This window comes from Psychrobacter sp. AOP7-B1-24 (assembly GCF_052376215.1).
Taxonomy (GTDB): domain Bacteria; phylum Pseudomonadota; class Gammaproteobacteria; order Pseudomonadales; family Moraxellaceae; genus Psychrobacter.
In genome coordinates, this window is sequence record NZ_JBQSVL010000002.1 from 76,072 (window position 1) to 97,337 (window position 21,266).

A 21,266-nucleotide genomic window follows, 5' to 3' on the forward strand; every position below is an offset into this window, starting at 1 on the left:
TTGACTCTCATTGATGATCACAAAGGGCCATTAATGAATAATAGGTAGATTTTTATGGCGTTAATAGTACAAAAATACGGCGGCACCTCGATGGGCAGTATCGACCGCATAAAAAACGTCGCCCAACGAGTCAAACGCTGGCATGACAACGGTCATCAAGTAGTTGTGGTGGTTTCTGCTATGAGTGGTGAAACCAACCGTCTGATTGATCTTGCACGCCAAATCAGCGCTCAACCAGATCCCCGTGAATACGACCAAATGGTTTCAACAGGTGAGCAAGTTTCTATCTCTTTACTCGCCATGGCAATTAAAGAGCTCGGCATTGGTGCTCGTTCATTCACAGGTCGCCAAGTAGCGATTAAAACGGATAACGCCCACAATAAAGCCCGTATCGAAAGCATCGAAGATCAAAACATACGTGAGCAATTAGATGCTGGAAACATCGTCATCGTAGCTGGCTTTCAGGGCATTGATGCAGAAGGCAATGCCACCACACTAGGTCGAGGAGGCTCTGATACTACCGGTGTCGCTATTGCAGCAGCGCTAGGTGCTGATGAATGTCAAATCTATACCGATGTTGATGGTGTCTATACTACTGACCCTCGTGTCACCTCAAAAGCCAAAAAACTTGAAAAGATCACTTTTGAAGAAATGCTAGAAATGGCAAGTCTTGGCTCTAAAATTCTACAAATTCGTTCAGTAGAATTCGCTGGTAAATATGGTGTACCTTTGCGTGTACTATCTAGCTTTGATGAAAATAATGACGGTAGTTTTGACCAAGAGTTTCAAGACAACGTTGGCACCCTAATTACGATAGACGAAGGAGACAATATGGAACAGGCAATCATCTCAGGTATCGCTTTCAACCGAGACGAAGCAAAAATTGTAGTACGCGGTGTACCTGACCATCCTGGTATTGCCTCTGCTATCTTGAGCCCTATTGGACGTGCCAATATCGAAATCGATATGATCGTACAAAACCTTTCGGATAATGGTACAACTGATTTTACCTTCACTGTTAATCGTACTGACTTAGACAAAACACTAAAAGTGCTCAATGACGAAGTCAAAGACGACATTGGTGCCAAAGAAATTTTGGGCAATAGCGAAGTTGTTAAAGTGTCATTAGTTGGTGTTGGCATGCGCTCACATGCAGGCGTCGCTAGTCTTATGTTCCAAACACTTGCTGAAAACAACATCAATATCCAAATGATATCGACCAGTGAAATCAAAGTATCTGTGTTGATTCAAGATCAATATTTAGAAAAAGCCGTTAAGTCATTACATACTGCATTTGGTCTTGATCGTGAAGATGGCGAAAGTAAAATCGCTGGGTTATAATAGCCTTTAATAATCTTGACTTGCTAGTTATATAGCTAGGCTATCATTTTTATTAAAATATAAATTTAGCTTTCACAGCTATCACATATTTGTTATTCATAGCATTCAATAATTTTTGATTAAATAGGGTCTTTTTAGATCCTATTTTTATTTTGTATTATTGCGAAGCTTAGTAGTTAACTAATAGTTTTGTGAAAACTCGTGACAGTATCTGTTATGCCCCCTATAATGGGCTTTCATTTGGGCTAAATGAATCTAACTATCATTGCCGTCATTGGTACAACGTTTAAGTATTATCGTTATGCCAACATACGACATATTCAGTGCGACGGTGATGTCCTGCAATTGAGAAGTAATATAATGAGTAATAATCTGTTAATGCGACATAAGGAGTGTGACGCATGTTAATTTTGACACGCCGTGTAGGTGAAACGCTAATGATTGGCGATGAGGTCAGTGTAACTGTCCTAGGTGTCAAAGGCAATCAAGTACGTATCGGTGTGAATGCACCCAAAGATATTGCCGTACACCGCGAAGAGATTTACCAACGTATTCAGCATGAGCGTTCTGTACAATCGCAAATGCAGCATCTAGAGCAAGGTAATTTTGCGCCTTCTTTTGATGATGAAGATTACTTTAATCGCTAAGCTGCCATGCTTAATCGTTGAGCGTATTAAAGCATTGTATTTTTATAAATATCATATATAGATATGTTATATAAAAACTGTATTTTTCTTTTTTAATCTGCTCTGAGGTCATTTATTTATGAGTATTCGCCAATCAGACATATCGGCTCTACTTAATGGTTTAAATAAAAAAGCCATTGGATTCAATGATGTCATCAGCTTTATTGATGATTTTTATCGCTATGCGCCTGCCCCTTTTGTTAATGGCATGGTCCATAATGCAGCTGGTGAAAATGAAGGTAGTGCAAAGATTTTTGGCTTTGCTAAGCACCATGGCCTTGATCAATTGGATACGCTAAAACTATTCGGCGAGCATTATGCCAAAGTTCAAGCAACACCTAACGGTACCGATCACGCCAATATCCGTAACTTTTTGCATTGGGGTTGGCAAGGGTTTTTGATGCAAAAAAACCCATTAACACCCCGTCCAAGCGTTGATACCACTGCGCTTTAATGACCGATCAGATAATAAAAAAGCCACGCTAAATATAGCGTGGCTTTTTTATTGCGGCCTACAATAATAGATGCTTATTTATTATGAAACTTAACAGGTTGCACCGCACCTTTAGGATTAGGCATATTGGGGTAATGATGCTCATGCTCAACATCGCACTCTTCTCCAACGATGGAGCCATTGTCTTTTACTGGCTTATGAATATAGCCTGTACGTTCAGCAGGCGGTAGATGTTCATGCTCCCAGACCATCACCGCCTGCATGCAGGTTTCACGCTGTTCAGCTGTCAATTTTCGACCATCAGGCCATTTACCCAACTCAATTGCCATGCGAAACTTATCAACCACTTCTGGCGTCAAACTTGTCAATATCGTTTGTTTGTCCATCTTAACCACTCTCCACTACCATTTTTTGTTATGTTCTTTATATAAATTTCTCGCTTATTCATCATCCATAATATCATCATCAACATCGAGACTGAACTCTTCGGCATGGACGTTCCAGTGTAGCTTTGTACGACAAGCTTCATAAAAATCGAACCCCGGTGGATGTAATAACGTGAGCTTGTCAGGATGTTTACGAATATAGAGACGCTGTTCTTGCTCAAGTGGTACACTTGGCTTACCATCTGCACTGACCATCGGCTGAGTGCGATTGTCTTCGTGAATACGAATACACACTTCACTATTACCGCTCACTACAATCGGCCGACTCGACAAAGTATGTGGATGCATAGGAACCAAACAGATGGCATCCATACTCGGATGAATGATCGGGCCACCACCAGACAATGCATAGGCTGTTGAACCGGTTGGTGTCGCTGCTATCAAGCCATCACTATGCTGCCTATATACATCTTGACCATCAATTTTCATTTGAAAATCAATCATATGAACTGATTTTCCAGCATGCAGTACGATATCATTGAGCGCCATATCTTCATGGATGACCTTACGCCCTTCTCGTATCTCCATCGTCAATAGAAACCGATGATCTAGTTGGTAATCACCCATCAAGACTTGGCGTAGCTTAAACGCTGCCTCATCAGGCTTTACATCTGCTAAAAATCCGAGACGACCACGGTTTACACCTAATACAGGAACACGGTAACGTGCCAATGCTTCAGCGGCATGTAATATCGAACCATCACCACCAACGACAATGACCAAATCACAAATCTCACCGATTAAGCTACGCTTGACGATTTTGACTTTTTCAATCTCAGTCAGATTCAGAGTAGGCAAATTGGCTGTTTTTACATCCATAATCAATGTGAGATTCATATCATTTATGGTTTGAGCAATCTGTACCAGACTTTGAGTGACACTGCGTTTTCCTGCACGGCCCATCAAGCCAATACGCCTAAAAGCAGGATTTTTGATAGCGTGAAACAGCTCTGATTCATGTAAGTGTGGCAATCTTTCTGACTGCGCTGAGTTTTCCATAAAACGACTCGGTATAGCGATAGGATACTAAACAATAATAGCGATAAAATGGCACTTAGACTAGCATGTTTATAAATTATCGTTGTTAACTGTCGTAAGCGGCCCCATATAGGATATATTATACGTTACTCTTAGACGTGTTTGTTTAGCGATATAGACCGCTTTATTATAACTCAATAATCACCTCCAAAGTGTTACGAGCCCTGATGGCTGTCACGTAAACACAGTTGACAATAATAGCGATTTTGCTAGAGTAACGGTTATCTAAATTATTTATATTTTATTATTAAGGACATATATATGGCCAATCCTATTGTCAGTCGCGCAGAACTTGCGATCGGTGGGAATCCAATGACGGTCAAGGGCGTGATTCAGAAGACCAGTCTACTACTTGGGCTATCAGCTATTACTGGTGTAGGTTTTTTCTTTTATGCACTTATGGCAGGTCTGTCGCAGGGCTTTATTACGATGGCAGCCTTTGGTAGCATGATTGCTGCAACTGTACTTGCTTTTGTTATCACCTTCAAACCACAAAAAGCCAAAACTTTAGCCGTGCCTTACGCATTACTAGAAGGTATATTTTTGGGCGGCATCTCATTGTTCTTTATGAGAATGTACCCAAGCGTGCCAGTAACGGCGATGTGTGCAACTTTTGTCACAGCTGCCGTGATGCTAGGTCTATATCGTTCGGGACTGGTTAAGGTCACACAAAAGTTCCGCTCAATCGTAACCTCAGCAATTCTTGCAATTATGCTGGTCTATGTGGCTCAGTGGGTACTTTCTTTAGCGTTTGGTTCTAGCCTTCCTTTCTTGTTTGAAGGTGGCGTGATTGCTATTGGCTTTAGCTTGTTTGTCATTGTTATCGCCTCTTTCACGTTATTATTAGATTTTGATAATATTGACCGTGGTGTGGCAATGGGTATCTCAGAAGACTACGAATGGCTATTCAGCATTGGCATCCTTGCCACTCTAGTGTGGATGTACGTTGAATTTATGCGTCTATTAAGCTATCTACAAGACTAAGCTACAAATGCTGTCTGATAGTAAGCTAAAAAAAACCGCCTTTGATTAAGGGCGGTTTTTTGTAGGCAAAACACCATGCCAATTCAAATGCTCAAGGCTAACTACTAATATCGTAGATATATATTAAAAGAGTTTGAAGAAGAAAAGAGCCACACAAGAAAAGAAGTTAAGCAGAAACAGTAGACACAAAAAAACCTCAAACAATCTAATTATTTGAGGCGAAACTTGCTTAAAATCGTAAGTCTAAATTCGTTTTAGCTTTTTACTAAATATGGCGCAGCGGACGGGACTCGAACCCGCGACCTCCGGCGTGACAGGCCGGCATTCTAACCAACTGAACTACCGCTGCTTAGGTCGTCTTTAGCATTTCACCTTTATGAAGAGATCCACTTCGCTAAATAAGTGGTGGGTGATGACGGATTCGAACCGCCGACATTCTGCGTGTAAGGCAGACGCTCTACCAACTGAGCTAATCACCCTTCGAATAATTGCTATGCAATTCATTCAACATCAACTGAGCTCTAAGTTTGTCACTAAGCTCTGCTGCTGTGGATGTGTATTATATAGATTTACACATGGCTGTCAAACAGTATTTTTGACTTTTTGACATATTTTTTGCGTTTTTATCAACCATATAAATAAACCTATGTTTTTATTGGTTTTATATTTTAATAAAAAACCAATATTCTTTAACACTATAGTCGGTTCAATTTAAAAGCAATAAAGACCTCAATCTTTTGCCAATGCCTGTTCGATGTCTGATTTTAGCGCGGCGGGCTTAGTCGTTGGTGCGTAGCGGTCAATGACTTGACCATCTGTACCAACCAAAAACTTGGTGAAGTTCCATTTTATTCCGTCTGTTAGTAAGCCGCCTTTTTGGGCTTTTAGCCACTTAAATAATGGGTGAGCGCTCTCTCCATTAACGTCAACCTTTTCCATCATAGGAAAGCTAACACCATAGTTTTTTTGACAGAATGCACCAATCTCATCATTACTACCAGGATCTTGGCTACCAAATTGGTTACAAGGAAAGCCGATAACGATTAATCCTTGATCTTTATACTGTTGGTATAGCGCCTCTAGTCCTTCAAACTGCGGGGTGAACCCACATTTACTGGCAGTATTGACGATTAATAACACCCGACCTTTATAATCAGTAAACGCTTGCGTCGTACCATCCATGCACTTAGCAGTAAAATCATAAATATTGCTCATTATTCATCCTTAAATTGATTGAGTTATTAGTGTTTTTAAACCTTACCAAATTCTTCAACTAAAAAGGAAGCCTGACGCCTCCTTTTTATCCTTCTAAGCTTACCTAAATAGCTGGCTACTTAGGGCGTGTCCTCAATTCAATCGATAGCCATCTCAATGGGCTAAAAATGGCTAAATCTTGCCAAACGGCGTCAAATAGCTGACTAATATCTCGATATTATCTGCGCTATTTTCCTTGTTTGACTACAATTTATCTCATTTTTATCACCATTTTTAAAATGAGGACACACCTTAGTCATTATTTCTCAGATTTGTCCAAATCGATAGAGACTGAGTTGATGCAATAACGCATGCCAGTCGTCTCGCTAGGCCCATCAGGGAACACATGACCCAAGTGCGCCCCGCAGTTACTACAAGTCACCTCTGTACGAGTCATACCCAATGAATGATCGACATGCTCGTCAATAGCACTGTTCTCGATTCCTTGGTCAAAACTTGGCCAACCGCAACCAGCATTGAATTTACTGCTTGAGTCAAACAAGCTGGCGCCGCACCCTTTACAGCGGTAAACACCTTCATCCTCTGCATCATTATAGACACCTGTGAATGGACGTTCTGTACCCTTCTCACGCATTACATGGTACTCATCAGCACTCAAACGCTCTTTCCAATCAGCTTCGGTTAATTGGCTAATTTCTTCTTTGCTAAGTTGATTGTCTTGCATAGCTTGTCCTTACTTAAATAGGTATTATCCGGTTTTCTATTTGGCTATTAATCAAGTTTTATCGCCACATTATTATAAATAACGATGTGCCCTATCTATTGATTGCTGACCCAATATTCAAGACATACATTACAATAATATTGTATAGGCAAAGAAATTAGTCATGCATGGTTATGTGACTTTTCAGAATAAAAGCATAGTAAACAAACTGAAATGCAAGTTTTTCTTTCATTTTGTAAACACCCTTAAAAAAACTTGCATAGCAGCTATTTATGCAATAATATCTTGCATTAGGAGATAAGTATTATTATTGAATTAAAGTAACCTCCTTATGACAAACCTACTGATAAATAAAGGCTTAACTGATTATGGCTAGCGAGAAAAATAAAGGCACACAAGCCGAACGACTGGTGCAGCTGCGCCGTGACAAAGGCTTTACGGCTGAACAGTTAGCACAAGCCATGACAGCAGCAGGTGCAAAAGTCAGTCGCGGTGCTATCTCTAATTGGGAGCGTGGCACCAATGGTATCGTCTCATCTAAGTTACCAACGTTAGCTCGCATCTTGGGCTGTAGCGAAGGCTACCTGCTGCGCGGTGACCTTCAAAACGAAACAAGCACCACTAAAAATACGACAGCCAGTGTGTCAGGTAAGAGCGATGAGACAGATACTACGCAGCCTATACATACACAACCTGATAAAGAAAGTGAGAGCAAACCAAATACAGCACATATCAACTCACCAAACAGCCCTATGAGTGGTTCCTCTATGAATACAATAAAAAAATCCGATAAATTACAAAATGTCTGCTACGACATTCGCGGTCCTCTACTACAGACTGCAAATAGAATGGAAGCGGAAGGTAAGCGTATATTGAAGCTAAATGTCGGCAACCCAGCACCGTTCGGTCTAGAAGCACCGCATGAGATTTTGCGTGATGTGGCGATGAATTTGCCAGACGCAACCGGGTATTCAGACTCGCAAGGAATTTTTTCTGCGCGTAAAGCGGTACTACAATACTATCAATCAAAAGGGCTTCTATCGGCAGTTGATGTCCGTGATGTATATTTGGGTAATGGTGTCTCTGAGCTGATTGTCATGACTATGCAAGCGTTGATGAACGATGGTGATGAAGTGCTCATTCCAATGCCAGACTACCCGCTCTGGACAGCGGCAGCCAACCTATCTGGTGGTACAGCAGTACATTATCGCTGTAATGAAAACGATAACTGGCACCCTGATATAGAGGATATCAAATCGAAAATTACCAGCAAGACAAAAGGTATTGTGGTTATCAATCCTAATAACCCAACTGGTGCGCTTTATAGCGACGAGCTACTATTACAAATTATAGAAGTTGCTAAAGAGCACGATCTAATCATCATGGCTGATGAGATTTATGACCGTATTCTCTATGATGACACTGCACACACACCAATGAGTACTTTGACGGATGACGTACTGGTTCTATCGTACAACGGCTTGTCAAAGTCGCACCGTATCGCTGGGTTCCGTGCAGGTTGGATGATGGTATCAGGTCGAAAACAACATGCTACTGACTTTATAGAAGGCTTGGACATGCTAGCATCTATGCGCTTATGCTCTAATGTTCAAGGGCAATACGCCATCCAAACAGCGATGGGTGGCCACCAAAGTATGAAAGACTTAACGTCTAAAACAGGTCGCTTGTATAAGCAGCGCGAGATGGCCGTCACACGTCTCAATGCGATTAAAGGTATTTCGTGCACGATGCCACAAGGCGCATTTTACTGTTTCCCAAAGATGGATCCAGAAGTTTATCCCATCATGGATGACATGAATTTTATGATGGACTTGCTGATTGATGAAAATGTCTTAATGGTACAAGGCACGGGATTCAATTGGGACAAGCCTGATCACTTTCGCTTAGTCTTCCTACCCAATCTGCATGACTTAGAAGATGCAATGGATCGCTTAGACAGATTCTTTGCCAAAAAACGCCAACAGTTTGGTACTGATTAAACCTATATCTAACATAAAAAACGCTTATCGGCATGGATGCTGATAAGCGTTTTTTGTTGTGTTGAACTCAGTTATAAAGGCGCGCTTACTAACTAGGGCGTGTCATCAATTCAATCAATAGACATCTAAATAGGTTAAAAATGAGGACACGCCCTAAAAGAAAACATTAGAGACACATCAAAAAATGTTGCTCAATACAACATAACTGATAGCCGACATGCTTGCCGCTGCGGGAAGTGTCACAACCCATGCCAAACCAATAGGTTTCATCAACTTCCAGTTGGTATCTCTATTGACGATACCAATACCCAGTACCGCACCGACTAGCGTATGTGTACTAGATACAGGTAGCCCCATGGTTGATGCACCCATAACGACAGCAGCAGCAGCCAACTCAGCTGAAAAGCCGGATGCAGGATGCATTTTTGCTAAATTTGTACCCACTGTTTGAATAACTTCTTTACCGATAAACCAAAGACCAACAATAAGTGATACCCCAAAAGTTAGCATAACCGCTGGTGGCACTGCCGCTTCTGTTGCAATACTGTTAGTACGAATCACATCCATAATCGCGGCAAAAGGACCAACAGCATTAGCAATATCGTTTGAGCCATGGCTGAAAGCAAAAGCTGATGCAGTAAAAACTTGCATCCAGCTAAACATAATAAATGTTGCTTTGGTCAAATCTTCTTTATGTTTTCCGCGAATGCTTTTGGTATAAATAAAGGTCGCTAGCCACACTAGCGCCGCTATCATTCCCATGATTAAGAAACCCTGTAGCGTCGTCATACCATTATTGACGTTTTTGAGACCTTTAAAGACAACGAGAGAAGTCATTACGGCACCACCACCAGCGGCAATAATAGGTACCCACTGCTTAAGTGCTTTTAGCGTATCAAGACTGGTGCGCTCGTTCTCAATCTCATAAAGCTGTTTGTAATAATCTGTCTCTAAATCCTCTATCACACAATCATCATCTTTATAGATCTCCTGATCACGTAGCATCGCCGACGTATAAGCCAGTTGTTCTGATTCTGTTAGACCTTCCAAAAACTCTTTATGGTTTTGCTTTAAGGTTTTTTTATTGCTTTTAAGAATCGCAAGATGTGCTTCTGTTCGATCATTATACTCGATGATATTCTTCTTAATCTGTCCGTATAACAGGTAAGATAATACGCCACCTAGCAACGGTGATAGCACCCAAGAAATAGCGATCGTGCCAACAGTCCCCCAACTCACTGTTGATAACGCCATTTCCGTACCACCCAATGTGATACCCAGTACGATAGAGCTACCAACAACACCACCGATAATAGAATGAGTGGTCGAAACCGGTAAGCCTTTTTTGGTGGCAAACAATAACCAAAATGCAGCGGCGATTAAAGCTGAGAGCATGACATAAATAAACTGATTGGGTGTCACTGTCAGACCATCTAGATCAACGATACCTTTTCTGATCGTATCAGTAACTTCGCCACCTGCCAGTACAGCACCTGACACTTCAAATATTGCAGCAATGCCCAACGCCTGAGGAATGGTTAATGTGCCTGCACCTACCGAGGTACCAAAGGAGTTGGCGACATCATTCCCACCTATATTGAATGCCATAAAGACACCAAAAGCGGTCGCTACAATAAATAGCGTCGTTTGTTGATGCATTGTGTAGTCTAGACCCCACCACGTAAAATAGGCGGTCATCGCAATCAGTACAATGGCAAAAAATATATTTATTCTCATAGAGCCGACTGATTTGACTGACTCTGTAGAACTACTGCTAATACCCATACGTTAATACGTCCTGCGTAAGCTGATTGAAATTATATGCGGTTAATGACATTGTACTTTAATGCTAAATACTACTATAGCTATAGTATTTAGCATGGTGGTAACGTCTATAAAACGCATGATGTACTTGATAAGTAGTGATTTAAGTAATGGCCTAAACAACGATATTTTCAATAGTACGGCTGATACATTGACCGGAAGCGATTGACTGCTGAATCATGTTCTATCTCATTGACAGGTTCTACCTTATTAAAAATTACAAACTAATTTCAGGTAAAACACATCTCTCAACATGTCACAAAGCCGCAAGTAATATTGCTAAATCGTCTGATTACAGCATCTTGCGGCTTTGATATTTTATTGTGACCATAGTAACACTAAGGCGCGTAGAACAACTATAGAGCCCTATTTGCTATAGCATATTATATATAGCAGAAAACATTAGGCGCCTATTATATTAAATATAAGCGCATAATGCATGATGATATTGCGAGATTTGTAACTGCCAAGGTCATATTCAATTAACATTACCTTTCAACAGCCTATTATACTATTTTTGTATAAACATTAAAATTACAAATAAAAAGTTTCAGTCACTCATATAATCAAAGGTTAACTATCATACCTTGCCGATAGTTGCTCAATAGCGTGATCCAACACATCCAGACGTGCTTGACGTTTTTCATTAGTAGCGATGACACACCAAGGTGCGTTTTCGCTGTCAGTGCGCGCTAGCATATCCGCTGCAGCCTGTACATAGTCCGACCATTTATCACGATTACGCCAGTCATCGTCCGTCAGCTTAAACTGCTTATGCGGTGTTTCTTGGCGTTCCTCAAAACGTTTCAACTGCTCTTTTTTATCAATTGCCAACCAGTACTTGATAACGATCGCTCCTGAATCGGTCAAATCTGCCTCAAAACGATTGATTTCATCATAAGCGCGTTGCCACTCCTCACTAGTCGAAAACCCTTCGATACGCTCAACCAACACGCGTCCATACCAAGTACGATCAAAGATGGCGATACGACTGATTCGGTCAGTCTGCTCATCAGGCAACCTTGTCCAAAAACGCCATAGATAAGGATGTTGCAATTCATACAGCATCGGTGCACTAATGTTATAAATTTGGTATTCACGTGGGTCAAGCGGCGCTACCAACCTTTTGATTGCCCCACCCTTGCCAGCAGCGTCCATGCCTTCAAAGGCAAATACAACGTGACGACCTTTGCGCGCGCGCAATAACTCAGCGAGACAAGCTTGCTTCTCTGCCAGCAACTTACGATAGTCAGACTTATCTACATCCTCTTCTTTTATATTCGTCAACTGCTTAGGTATTTTTACAGACTCAAACACTTGTTCTTCAGCTGTTTTATCTACATTGACGGCACTACTCACTAATGCTGTCTGCATTGCATGCAGCACTTGATGACAAAAATGATCTGCCGCTTGTGATTTATCATCACCGTCAATGATGATCCAGTCGTCTTGCTGACGTAATAAGGTCACTGCTACTTCATTGAATTTTTCAATAACTTTCTGGCTATTCCAGTCAATTTGATACAAAAAATGAGGATCAGCCTTTTTGTCATGAAGCCGCGATTGTAATGTTTCGATATCGACATGAAACCAACATTTTAATAACCTTGTTTGATTGGCAATAAGATCCTGTTCAAACACTTGTAGCTTAGCCAGTTGCTGTTCTAAATATGCTTGCCATGTCGCAATAGGAAATACGCTATTATTTACTGACTCAGTATCGTCTTTGTCATCTGACATTGCCAGACGCATGGCGCTGTAGAGTAAGTCAGCGTACCAATTGCCAAAATAAACCATAACATCACCATGACGTGGCATGGATTTGGTATACGCTTGCCACATTGGTTGATGGTTTAATGGACAAGAACCAATGGTCGCCTCAACCTTTAGCAGTCTAGGATCAACCCATTGCCGCAGTTGCTTAACCGCAGTTCCTTTGCCTGCCTGCTCCATCCCATTGACTAACACCAACAGTCCTGTTGGTTTATTGGTGGTTTTCGGTGTTCGTTGCCGTGTTGCACGCAGAGCATACTGGGCTGTAACTAATGCTAATCTCAGCCCATCTTCATCCATAGAAAACTGGCTCAGTGGGTTGGGCGTTAAACGCTGTTCGACCATTTTATCACTAAATTGTGCGCTGACTGGCTCTGGGGCTACTGAATCAGATTTACTCTTTTTTTTACTCATAATTAAAATTATCCTCTGATTGAAAATACATCATTTTAATCATAGCATTCAACCAATCCAGTCAATGACGCTGCTATGTAACAGTTTGACATTTGTATTCTAGTTTATTTTCTTTTAAGGTGAACACAATCTACGAGGCTATCTGAGAACAGTCTCCACACTTTGTCTTAGCATCTTAAAAACCAGCATTACTTATAAAGCAGTTATAAGCAGTCTATTACACTATTTCTTCAACAATTTGATAAAATTATTTACTTTTTATAGGATTTATTAACATGGCCGCTTTAGCCGACCTACAACAACATTTAACCCGTTTCTGGGCACTTCCCCACCATCAAGACAAAGCTTTAGACATCAAACTTAAAGACGTACAATCATGGCAACAACAGCGTCTTAAACACACGCACAGCGACCTATTTGAACAACCAAAAAACCAACTGATGGCAGATTACTTCTTGACGCAGTTGTATGGCGGTGATGAATTCAAGCTACTGGCGAAACAATTGGAACGAATTCTTCCTAAAGCCCAAAAACTTGAGCGCCTAGCCAAAGAATCTGCTTTAGAGGCTGGTAGTATGGGTATCCATGCAGCAATTTTAGCGATTGAGCTAGACTTGCACTTGGCTCAGTGGTTGCTTAGTGAAAACTTGCCAGTCAATGAGGATAACATGCTTGCCGCCTATCGCGCTGTCGATGAAGCGGAGGAGCGCCGAGTGCAGATTAGTAATCTGAAAGAAGTCTGCTATCGCACTGACAAACACCTAAACTCATTCATGCTAAAAAAAGCGTTTGCACTGGCTAAAGGCACAGCATATCGCTATAACTTCCAACCACTTTACGACTTTATTGATACAGGGTTCAAAGCCATGAAACCTCTCAAAAGTGTGAGTGATTTTATTGAGCCATTTTGTGAGCGTGAACTGATAATTATTGACCAAGTTCATGATGTGGATAATGGCGGTAAGCCAATGACGTTTGGTGTATCATAGCGATTATAGTACGCTTAACTTATCACTACTTTATAACTTTTCAAAAAATAATCATAAAAATGAATAACAGGACAACACTATGAACGATACTGCAAACAACAACGCTCATCTCGACAAAAAATCCACCACCAACGGTCATTTACAAGATAAATTGGTAAAAGACAGTATCACACACAATCAAAATATAACGGCTCAAGTGCAAGCACGACAAACGACTGTAGAAGACAGCAATCATATTGCAAGTACGAATGACTTCACACAAGTCCAAGACTTACCAACTGGAACACCACAAGGTCAACAAACCACCATGCCAAACAACAATACAATTAACAGCGTAGATAACGAAAATACACAAACTGCCAAGCAAACTCTTTTTAATCAACGTGACGACATCAATAATCCGCACACGCCTGATACTGATGGCAATGAAGAAACACATTTTGGTTATAAAACAGTCAATAAAGCAGAAAAACAAGCACGTGTTGCAGATGTATTTACCTCTGTCGCCAAAAAATACGACATCATGAATGACTTAATGTCATTTGGTATTCATCGCCTATGGAAGCGTTATGCGATTAGTTTATCAGGTGTTCGTGCGGGGCAACATGTATTAGACATCGCAGGTGGCACGGGTGACTTGGCCAAAGTGTTTAGCCGTGAAGTCGGTCGAAATGGTCATGTTGTATTATCAGATATAAACGCGGCAATGCTAGAAGTAGGTCGCGAGCGTCTCATTAATGCTGGCTGTAATAACGTGGATTTCGTACTGGCAAATGCTGAAACATTGGCACCGTTTGATGACAACAGCTTTGACTTGATTACTATTAGCTTTGGTCTACGTAATGTCACGGATAAAGATGCAGCACTGAAATCCATGTATCGCGTGCTTAAGCCAGGTGGTCGTTTATTGATTCTAGAATTCTCAAAGCCAGTGTTTGAGCCATTATCTAAAGCCTATGATTTATATTCATTTACCGCTTTACCTATTATGGGCAAACTGATCGCCAACGATTCTGAAAGCTATCAATACTTGGCTGAATCGATTCGTATGCACCCTGATCAGCAGACACTAAAGCAAATGATGCAACAAGCGGGCTTTGAAAATTGTGATTATCACAACTTAACTGCTGGTATCGTTGCCGTACATCGTGGCTTTAAAGCGTAACGACAATACCTTGGTGATAAGGGGTAACCTGGCCACATCTAACAGTCGTGATAAATGAGCCACTAATCCAAATTAACGATGCGCCTTATTAAAGACGCTCAATCAAATATGCGAGAGACATATGTTAACGGTCTTACTTTTGGCTGGTGCCGAAAAACTGATTAACCTTGCCATTGCAAGCGACGAAATTACCAAATCAGGTCTAGCACCGCTCGCTGGAAAAGTGTTACGGCTAAATATAGGCATGCCCGAAATTCATCTAGATGTGCTGTTTACTGATGAGCACCTGCGTTTTGAGCCAGTAACTACCGACAGCTTGTTTGAGCCAAGTGGGCAAATGAATGAGCGTGAAGCGGCCCATATGGAAAGCGCACGTATGGGTCACAGCCATCCAGACTGTACCATTACCGTGGATAATCCTGCTCAATTGCTCAACCTGATGCGTGGTACGGAAGGTAATTTACCTATCGCTGGTGACTATAAAGTGTTAATGCAGCTCAAACAATTGGTTGCAGGATTTGATCCTGATGTTGCAGGTCAGCTCGAACCACTCATTGGTAAGCCAATGGCAAGCCAGTTACATCTGCTCATTTCGCAGTTAAAAGGCAGTTGGCGACATAATGCCAAACGTGCCTTTGATGATGTCAGTGACTGGGCCAATGATGTAGCGGGTAATGCTACACCTGATCCAGTTGCAACGACAGAGCTGAATGATCTCAAGCAGCAGTTATTAAAGCTGCGCGCAGATGTCGAACGCGAGGAAGCCAAACTGGCCGCTATCAAAGATGAACAGGCTCGCTTACTTAATAACTCGTTTCATCAATAGCATCTCAGTTCATCAATAGTATATTGAATGGATAAACAGACGTTATGTTTGACTGTATTATTTGTAGACAAACGCTGTGCTTATCTTATTTCTAAATTTTTCTAGAGTACCCATACCTCATGCTACTATCTCATCGCGCCCGTTTATTTGAGCTTTGGCGTATCGCCGCAACCTATCGCATCGACACGCACCTCGCTATCGAAGAAGCGCCGCAACTGCAACCGTTGGCACGTTTAATCCGTATACATCCAGCCGCTTGGGGCAAAAAACATCAGCCAAATGCTATTAAATATGCCATAGAAGATATGGGTACGTTGTTTTTGAAACTGGGGCAACTGCTCTCAACCCGTCGTGACCTAGTGCCACCTGAGATTATCGAACAATTGGTTCAGCTACAGGATAAGGTCAAGCCTTTTGACGCAGATGTTGCTATTGCACAAATCCAAGATAGTAAACACGGTCTGGGTCAATCTATTGAAAACTTATTTTCCCGTTTTGATGTAAAGCCATTAGCAGCGGCGTCTATCGCCCAAGTACATACCGCCGCTATGTATGATGGCCGTGAAGTGGTCGTAAAAGTGGTACGCCCAAATATTCGCACGACTATTGTGACTGACTTTGAATTGCTCCGTGAGCTGGCCAATTGGGCATCGGCTCGTATTGAAGCCGCACGAGCGGTACATATCATCGATATCGTCGAAGACTATCGTCAAGTCATGCTCAACGAGCTAGATTTAACCCTCGAAGCCGACAACACAACCCAAATGCGTAATAACTTTCTGGGTTCTGCATTAATGTATGTGCCAGAAGTTTATGATGCTGCCAAAAACGTGATGGTGATGGAGCGTATTCAAGGCGTTCCCATTTCGCAAATTGAAGTGTTTGATAAATTGGGCTATGACCGAGCTGCATTAGCCAAAAAAGGGCTAACCATATTTTTCACTCAAGTCTTTCGTGATAATTTCTTTCATGCTGACATGCATCCGGGCAATGTGTTTGTAGAAACACCCTCACTTACTACAATGAGTGCTGATGCGCCAGCAGTTGATTTAGGTCATGAGCCCCGCTATATCGGTCTTGATTGTGCCATTATGGGCACCTTATCAAAAGACGATCAGCTCATCGTCGCGCGAATGCTGCTAGCTGTTATGAATGATAACTTTACCGCTATGGTTGATATTGTGAGCCGAGCTGGCTGGATTCCACCAAGCGCCGACAAGCATGCACTCATGCGCGATATGAAGCGCACTGTCGGTCCAATGCTCAAAAAATCCATCAATGATATCGACTTTGCTGGGGTGTTGATGCAGATTTTAGATATCGCCCGTCGCCATCATATGAGCATTCCACCGCAGCTGATGCTATTGCTCAAAACGCTGGTACATGTAGAAGGACTGGGTCGTGACTTATACCCTGATCTTGATATTTGGTCACTTGCCAAACCAATACTAAGCAGTTGGATAAAAGAGCAACTTGATCCGATGCGTAATTTACAGCAGCTACGCCAGCAATTACCTGAGATACTACTATCGACCACGGATATTCCTAAATTACTGGATCAAGGATTACAAAGCCTTGCTTCACAAGGATCACGTCAAGACAGTCAACTACGTGAAATACAGCAAATTCGTGCTGATATGCTGAATGATCGCCGCCGCGACTGGATGGCACTGGCAGGGTTTGGACTAAGTATTGCTATTGCCACCCAAGTCGTTGGCTGGCTGTCTCCTTTATTTTATATCATGGCGATATTAGCAATCATTTGGCGCGTCTTGGCCTAGTAATACTTTAGATATTTTTTAGAATGACTAGGGCGTGTTGAACATTCAAATGTGGTGCTGGCAGTGACTATTTTTTAGACAATATGCAGTGAAATTTTTGATGCCTAGTCATTCTAGGTTAAACAATTTCGCCATATATTGGCAAAAAAGAGTACTGCCCTAAAAGGCTGATGCTAAAATCACTCCAAACGTTGTTACAAGCCTAATTAAGGTCTCGACATTATCGTCGGCTTGCTCCTAGTTTAGTGCAATTTTAGCAATCAGCAGCCCTAATATTTGAATGTTCAACACACCCTATACACCCTATATCTATTGATATGCTCTAAAAATGATCCTACAAAAACAAAAGCCCCTAATGGTTTATATATCAACCATTAAGGGCTTTGTTTTCGAAATGATTTATAACATCTGATCAATAGCCATCTGCGTCAATACGCGACCCCGTGCGGTACGCAATACATAACCTTGTTGAATGAGGTACGGCTCAATCACATCCTCAAGCGTCCCTCTGTCCTCAGCCATTGCCGCTGCCACTGCTTCAACTCCTGCAGGGCCACAATCAAAGCGCTCATGTAATATCTCAATATAACGCCTATCTAAATGATCAAGCCCTCGTCTATCTACTGCTAGCATATCTAACGCGCTACCCGCTATCTGACCGTTGATACTGCCATCGCCTTTAACCTCAGCATAATCACGCACACGGCGTAATAAACGATTGGCAATTCTTGGTGTACCACGCGCACGGCGAGCAATTTCCACAGCACCATCTTCACTCATCGGTACACGCATCAAGCGTGCTGCTCGACTAACAATCGTCGTCAAATCAGCAATATTATAAAATTCGAGTCGCTGGACGATACCAAAACGATCTCGCAGTGGCGATGTCAATAACCCTGCTCTGGTCGTCGCTGCCACTAGCGTGAATGGTGGTAAGTCAAGCTTGATAGAACGAGCTGCCGGTCCTTCACCAATCATAATATCTAACTGAAAATCTTCCATCGCTGGATAGAGTATCTCTTCAATGACTGAGCTCAGCCGATGAATCTCATCGATGAAAAGTACGTCTCCTTCCTCTAGATTGGTCAGCATGGCAGCCAGATCTCCTGGACGCTCAAGCACAGGTCCCGAGGTCGAACGCAGATTACCACCCATTTCACGAGCAATAATATTGGCAAGGGTCGTTTTACCCAAACCCGGTGGACCAAAAATAAGCGTATGATCTAATGGTTCATTACGGCCTCTTGCAGCACCAATAAACACTTCCATCTGCTCACGGACGACTGGCTGACCAATGTATTCAGCCAATAATGCCGGACGAATATTAGAGTCAGGCGAATCCCCCACTCCTTCTAGCGGATTAATCAAACGATCTTGCATCATAAATTTTTCATTATATTAAGAAGTTAGTTAATAAATAGCATAACCAAAGGCTATCTATAAGTCATGCAAAACATCAAGAGTTATCTGCTAAAACGAAAATAAGCGACAATCAATGTCGCTTATTTATTCGATATGTGTTGATGTAGCAATGAGATGTAACAATGAATAGCAATAACGACTAAGATTATTTAAACGTTGATAGCTGCTGCAATGTGGCCTTTAATAATCCTTGCGTGTCTGTAAATGTTTCACCGTTGCTTTTGGCAGCTTTAATCGCTTGCTGAGCTTCTTTTTCTTTGTAGCCCAAACTTATCAATGCTCCCTCAACTTCAGCAATGATATTACCTTCGTGAGACACAGCGGCAGGCTCAGTCGCAAACTCTAAATTGCTGTTATCAACTTCGATATCTTTCAGTTTGTCTTTTAGCTCAATCAGCAAACGTTGCGCTGTTTTTTTACCGATACCTGGAATACGAGTCAAGGCTGTCTCTGAATCCTGCTCAACATGCATTTTGAGCTCAGCAGCTGACATCGCAGACAACATTGCTAATGCCATTTTAGCGCCAACCCCATTGATTTTAATCAACTGGCGAAAGACATCACGCTCTTTTCTATCGACAAAACCATAAAGCAATTGCGCATCTTCACGTACATGAAAATGCGTCCAAATACTTGCTTGCTCATTGAGATGCAGCTGACAAAATGAAGGCAGTGGTAGCTCGATATCATAACCGACACCAGAGGCCGTCATGATACAGGCAGTTGGTGCCATCAAGTACTGCACCTGTCCAGTAATAAGTCCAATCATATCTACCACCCCTTATCCTGTCACAGCCAATGAAGGCAAAGATTCTACTCCATGGCGTCTAGCCACGATTTTAACGCCTAAGAGACTATTTATAAAAATCGACCATAGCCTCAAGGCTTAACGGACGAATCTTATGTGCCTGACCAGCCGAACCAAAGGCTTCAAAACGGTTGGTACAGACATCTGACATCGCAACCATAGATGCTTTGAAATATTTACGTGGATCGAACTCACTAGGATTTTCTGCAAGAAACTGACGGATAGCACCCGTCGATGCCAAACGTAAATCCGTATCAATATTCACTTTACGTACACCATGCTTAATCGCTTCAACGATTTGCTCAACAGGTACACCATAAGTCTCACCAATATTACCGCCATTTTCATTGATGACTTTGAGCCATTCTTGCGGTACTGATGACGAACCATGCATCACCAAATGCGTGTTCGGAATACGGGCATGAATCTCTTTAACACGTTCAATGGACAGGATATCACCTGTAGGTGGACGCGTAAATTTATAAGCGCCATGGCTAGTACCAATGGCAATAGCAAGAGCATCGACGTTGGTATCTTTAACAAACTGCTCAGCTTCATCAGCACTGGTCAGTAGCTGCTCATGATCTAGCACACCTTCTGCACCAGAGCCATCTTCCTCACCTGCCATGCCAGTCTCAAGACTACCCAAGCAACCGATTTCGCCTTCTACAGACACACCGCAAGCATGTGACATTTTCACAACTTCGCGAGTAACATTGGCATTATAGTCGTAATCCATTGGCGTTTTACCATCTTCACCAAGCGAGCCATCCATCATCACTGATGAAAAGCCAAGCTGGATTGAGCGTTGACAGATAGCCGCTGACATACCATGATCTTGATGCATAACGACTGGAATATGCGGCCATTCTTCGATAGCAGCAATAATTAGATGACGCAAAAACGCCGACCCTGCATAGTTACGTGCGCCCGCGCTGGCTTGCACAATCACAGGTGAGTCACAAGCATCTGCAGCCATCATGATTGCACGCATCTGCTCTAGATTGTTGACGTTAAAGGCAGGAACACCGTAGCTGTGTTCAGCGGCATGGTCTAGAAGTTGACGTAAAGAAATTAAGGCCATAAAGCGCTCTCTAATTAAAGGTTGAATAGTGTTTTTAAAAATAACTCTTAAAATGACAGCTTTGAAAATAGGGCTTTAGAATAAACAGCAAAAAACCTTGCTTGATAACAGTGACAACACTGTCAATCTGCAAAACAGTTAATCATTTCAGGGGTAATTAATACGCGGTGATTATAGCAAAATTTGCGATGTCTTCGTAGCAGTTGCATCACTATTTATTGAACTATCTTTTTACAAGGCCAATATTATAACTCAGCCAACAAAATCTAAGCTCATCCGCATTTAAAAAACG

17 protein-coding genes, 2 tRNA genes and 1 pseudogene are annotated in these 21,266 nt (G+C 41.9%); 9 read left to right on the forward strand and 11 right to left on the reverse strand.

Translation table 11 applies throughout. The annotated features are described in order from the left end of the window. Positions 1-54: 54 nt before the first annotated feature. The 3 genes and pseudogenes from ACT3QP_RS00960 to ACT3QP_RS00970 all read left to right on the forward strand — a co-directional run bounded on the left by ACT3QP_RS00960 (position 55) and on the right by ACT3QP_RS00970 (position 2,481). Entirely contained in the window at positions 55-1,341 is a 1,287-nt protein-coding gene (locus ACT3QP_RS00960) for an aspartate kinase (protein ID WP_444524133.1), read from the forward strand. 401 nt (positions 1,342-1,742) lie between these two features. Then, positions 1,743-1,910 (forward strand): annotated as a pseudogene (gene csrA / locus ACT3QP_RS00965) (carbon storage regulator CsrA); the annotation flags it as partial. 196 nt (positions 1,911-2,106) lie between these two features. Continuing rightward, complete coding sequence (locus tag ACT3QP_RS00970; protein WP_225739186.1) at positions 2,107-2,481, forward strand: HopJ type III effector protein; 375 nt, start codon at positions 2,107-2,109, stop codon at positions 2,479-2,481. 74 nt (positions 2,482-2,555) lie between these two features. On the opposite strand, the gene ACT3QP_RS00975 is transcribed toward ACT3QP_RS00970, so the two are convergent. After that, the gene (locus ACT3QP_RS00975; protein ID WP_444524134.1) at positions 2,556-2,867 is read right to left on the reverse strand and encodes a YeaC family protein; all 312 of its coding nucleotides are present in this window, start codon (positions 2,865-2,867) and stop codon (positions 2,556-2,558) included. Between the two features lie 54 nt (positions 2,868-2,921). Next, positions 2,922-3,926, reverse strand: coding sequence for an NAD(+) kinase (locus ACT3QP_RS00980; protein WP_444524135.1), 1,005 nt, complete (start codon positions 3,924-3,926; stop codon positions 2,922-2,924). A gap of 300 nt (positions 3,927-4,226) precedes the next feature. Between ACT3QP_RS00980 and ACT3QP_RS00985 the strand changes: the two genes are divergently transcribed. Beyond that, positions 4,227-4,949 carry a Bax inhibitor-1/YccA family protein gene (locus tag ACT3QP_RS00985; protein WP_444524136.1) on the forward strand — a complete coding sequence of 241 codons (723 nt, stop codon included), beginning with the start codon at positions 4,227-4,229 and terminating at the stop codon, positions 4,947-4,949. Positions 4,950-5,221: 272 nt separating this feature from the next. Here the strand turns inward: ACT3QP_RS00985 and ACT3QP_RS00990 are convergent. The 4 genes from ACT3QP_RS00990 to msrB form a co-directional block, all read right to left on the reverse strand. Continuing rightward, positions 5,222-5,298 (reverse strand) — tRNA-Asp (locus tag ACT3QP_RS00990). Between the two features lie 54 nt (positions 5,299-5,352). Further along, positions 5,353-5,428 (reverse strand) — tRNA-Val (locus tag ACT3QP_RS00995). Positions 5,429-5,678: 250 nt separating this feature from the next. Then, positions 5,679-6,164 (reverse strand): glutathione peroxidase, encoded by a 486-nt coding sequence (locus tag ACT3QP_RS01000; RefSeq protein WP_444524137.1) that lies wholly within the window; start codon positions 6,162-6,164, stop codon positions 5,679-5,681. A gap of 298 nt (positions 6,165-6,462) precedes the next feature. After that, positions 6,463-6,888: a peptide-methionine (R)-S-oxide reductase MsrB gene (gene msrB / locus ACT3QP_RS01005; protein ID WP_444524138.1), complete on the reverse strand. Its 426-nt coding sequence runs from the start codon at positions 6,886-6,888 to the stop codon at positions 6,463-6,465. 461 nt (positions 6,889-7,349) lie between these two features. Between msrB and ACT3QP_RS01010 the strand changes: the two genes are divergently transcribed. Next, on the forward strand, positions 7,350-8,888 hold the full coding sequence (locus tag ACT3QP_RS01010) for an aminotransferase class I/II-fold pyridoxal phosphate-dependent enzyme (RefSeq protein ID WP_444524147.1): 1,539 nt from the start codon (positions 7,350-7,352) through the stop codon (positions 8,886-8,888). 177 nt (positions 8,889-9,065) lie between these two features. Here the strand turns inward: ACT3QP_RS01010 and ACT3QP_RS01015 are convergent, their stop codons facing one another. Together ACT3QP_RS01015 and ACT3QP_RS01020 are read right to left on the reverse strand one after the other, a co-directional pair. Then, entirely contained in the window at positions 9,066-10,673 is a 1,608-nt protein-coding gene (locus ACT3QP_RS01015; RefSeq protein ID WP_444524139.1) for an inorganic phosphate transporter, read from the reverse strand. A gap of 612 nt (positions 10,674-11,285) precedes the next feature. Then, positions 11,286-12,899 (reverse strand): ATPase, encoded by a 1,614-nt coding sequence (locus ACT3QP_RS01020; RefSeq protein WP_444524140.1) that lies wholly within the window; start codon positions 12,897-12,899, stop codon positions 11,286-11,288. A 275-nt stretch (positions 12,900-13,174) separates the two neighbouring features. Between ACT3QP_RS01020 and ACT3QP_RS01025 the strand changes: the two genes are divergently transcribed. The 4 genes from ACT3QP_RS01025 (at position 13,175) to ACT3QP_RS01040 (ending at position 17,660) form a co-directional block, all read left to right on the forward strand. Continuing rightward, a complete protein-coding gene (locus ACT3QP_RS01025; protein WP_444524141.1) occupies positions 13,175-13,888 on the forward strand; it encodes an FFLEELY motif protein in 714 nt (237 codons plus the stop codon). A 79-nt stretch (positions 13,889-13,967) separates the two neighbouring features. Further along, positions 13,968-15,053 carry a bifunctional demethylmenaquinone methyltransferase/2-methoxy-6-polyprenyl-1,4-benzoquinol methylase UbiE gene (gene ubiE / locus ACT3QP_RS01030; RefSeq protein ID WP_444524142.1) on the forward strand — a complete coding sequence of 362 codons (1,086 nt, stop codon included), beginning with the start codon at positions 13,968-13,970 and terminating at the stop codon, positions 15,051-15,053. Positions 15,054-15,174: 121 nt separating this feature from the next. Beyond that, positions 15,175-15,879: a ubiquinone biosynthesis accessory factor UbiJ gene (locus tag ACT3QP_RS01035; protein WP_444524143.1), complete on the forward strand. Its 705-nt coding sequence runs from the start codon at positions 15,175-15,177 to the stop codon at positions 15,877-15,879. 119 nt (positions 15,880-15,998) lie between these two features. After that, positions 15,999-17,660: an ABC1 kinase family protein gene (locus ACT3QP_RS01040; protein ID WP_444524144.1), complete on the forward strand. Its 1,662-nt coding sequence runs from the start codon at positions 15,999-16,001 to the stop codon at positions 17,658-17,660. Positions 17,661-18,059: 399 nt separating this feature from the next. Here ACT3QP_RS01040 and ruvB read toward each other — a convergent pair whose 3' ends face one another. The 3 genes from ruvB to fba form a co-directional block, all read right to left on the reverse strand. Next, positions 18,060-19,040 (reverse strand): Holliday junction branch migration DNA helicase RuvB, encoded by a 981-nt coding sequence (ruvB, locus tag ACT3QP_RS01045; protein WP_444524148.1) that lies wholly within the window; start codon positions 19,038-19,040, stop codon positions 18,060-18,062. 187 nt (positions 19,041-19,227) lie between these two features. Continuing rightward, positions 19,228-19,851: a Holliday junction branch migration protein RuvA gene (gene ruvA, locus ACT3QP_RS01050; protein WP_444524145.1), complete on the reverse strand. Its 624-nt coding sequence runs from the start codon at positions 19,849-19,851 to the stop codon at positions 19,228-19,230. An 85-nt stretch (positions 19,852-19,936) separates the two neighbouring features. Further along, positions 19,937-20,974: a class II fructose-bisphosphate aldolase gene (fba, locus tag ACT3QP_RS01055; RefSeq protein WP_444524146.1), complete on the reverse strand. Its 1,038-nt coding sequence runs from the start codon at positions 20,972-20,974 to the stop codon at positions 19,937-19,939. Between the last annotated feature and the right edge of the window lie 292 nt (positions 20,975-21,266).

Excerpts from the sequence above, each read along its gene's own strand:
- ACT3QP_RS01010 (WP_444524147.1), top strand. The coding sequence starts at position 7,350 with ATGACAGCAGCAGGTGCAAAAGTCAGTCGCGGTGCTATCTCTAATTGG.
- ACT3QP_RS01020 (WP_444524140.1), bottom strand. The coding sequence starts at position 12,899 with ATGAGTAAAAAAAAGAGTAAATCTGATTCAGTAGCCCCAGAGCCAGTC.
- ACT3QP_RS01000 (WP_444524137.1), bottom strand. The coding sequence starts at position 6,164 with ATGAGCAATATTTATGATTTTACTGCTAAGTGCATGGATGGTACGACG.
- ACT3QP_RS01015 (WP_444524139.1), bottom strand. The coding sequence starts at position 10,673 with ATGGGTATTAGCAGTAGTTCTACAGAGTCAGTCAAATCAGTCGGCTCT.
- ACT3QP_RS01025 (WP_444524141.1), top strand. The coding sequence starts at position 13,175 with ATGGCCGCTTTAGCCGACCTACAACAACATTTAACCCGTTTCTGGGCA.
- ACT3QP_RS01040 (WP_444524144.1), top strand. The coding sequence starts at position 15,999 with ATGCTACTATCTCATCGCGCCCGTTTATTTGAGCTTTGGCGTATCGCC.
- ACT3QP_RS01035 (WP_444524143.1), top strand. The coding sequence starts at position 15,175 with ATGTTAACGGTCTTACTTTTGGCTGGTGCCGAAAAACTGATTAACCTT.
- ubiE (WP_444524142.1), top strand. The coding sequence starts at position 13,968 with ATGAACGATACTGCAAACAACAACGCTCATCTCGACAAAAAATCCACC.
- fba (WP_444524146.1), bottom strand. The coding sequence starts at position 20,974 with ATGGCCTTAATTTCTTTACGTCAACTTCTAGACCATGCCGCTGAACAC.
- ACT3QP_RS00985 (WP_444524136.1), top strand. The coding sequence starts at position 4,227 with ATGGCCAATCCTATTGTCAGTCGCGCAGAACTTGCGATCGGTGGGAAT.
- ACT3QP_RS00970 (WP_225739186.1), top strand. The coding sequence starts at position 2,107 with ATGAGTATTCGCCAATCAGACATATCGGCTCTACTTAATGGTTTAAAT.
- ruvA (WP_444524145.1), bottom strand. The coding sequence starts at position 19,851 with ATGATTGGACTTATTACTGGACAGGTGCAGTACTTGATGGCACCAACT.
- ACT3QP_RS00975 (WP_444524134.1), bottom strand. The coding sequence starts at position 2,867 with ATGGACAAACAAACGATATTGACAAGTTTGACGCCAGAAGTGGTTGAT.
- ACT3QP_RS00960 (WP_444524133.1), top strand. The coding sequence starts at position 55 with ATGGCGTTAATAGTACAAAAATACGGCGGCACCTCGATGGGCAGTATC.
- msrB (WP_444524138.1), bottom strand. The coding sequence starts at position 6,888 with ATGCAAGACAATCAACTTAGCAAAGAAGAAATTAGCCAATTAACCGAA.
- ACT3QP_RS00980 (WP_444524135.1), bottom strand. The coding sequence starts at position 3,926 with ATGGAAAACTCAGCGCAGTCAGAAAGATTGCCACACTTACATGAATCA.
- ruvB (WP_444524148.1), bottom strand. The coding sequence starts at position 19,040 with ATGCAAGATCGTTTGATTAATCCGCTAGAAGGAGTGGGGGATTCGCCT.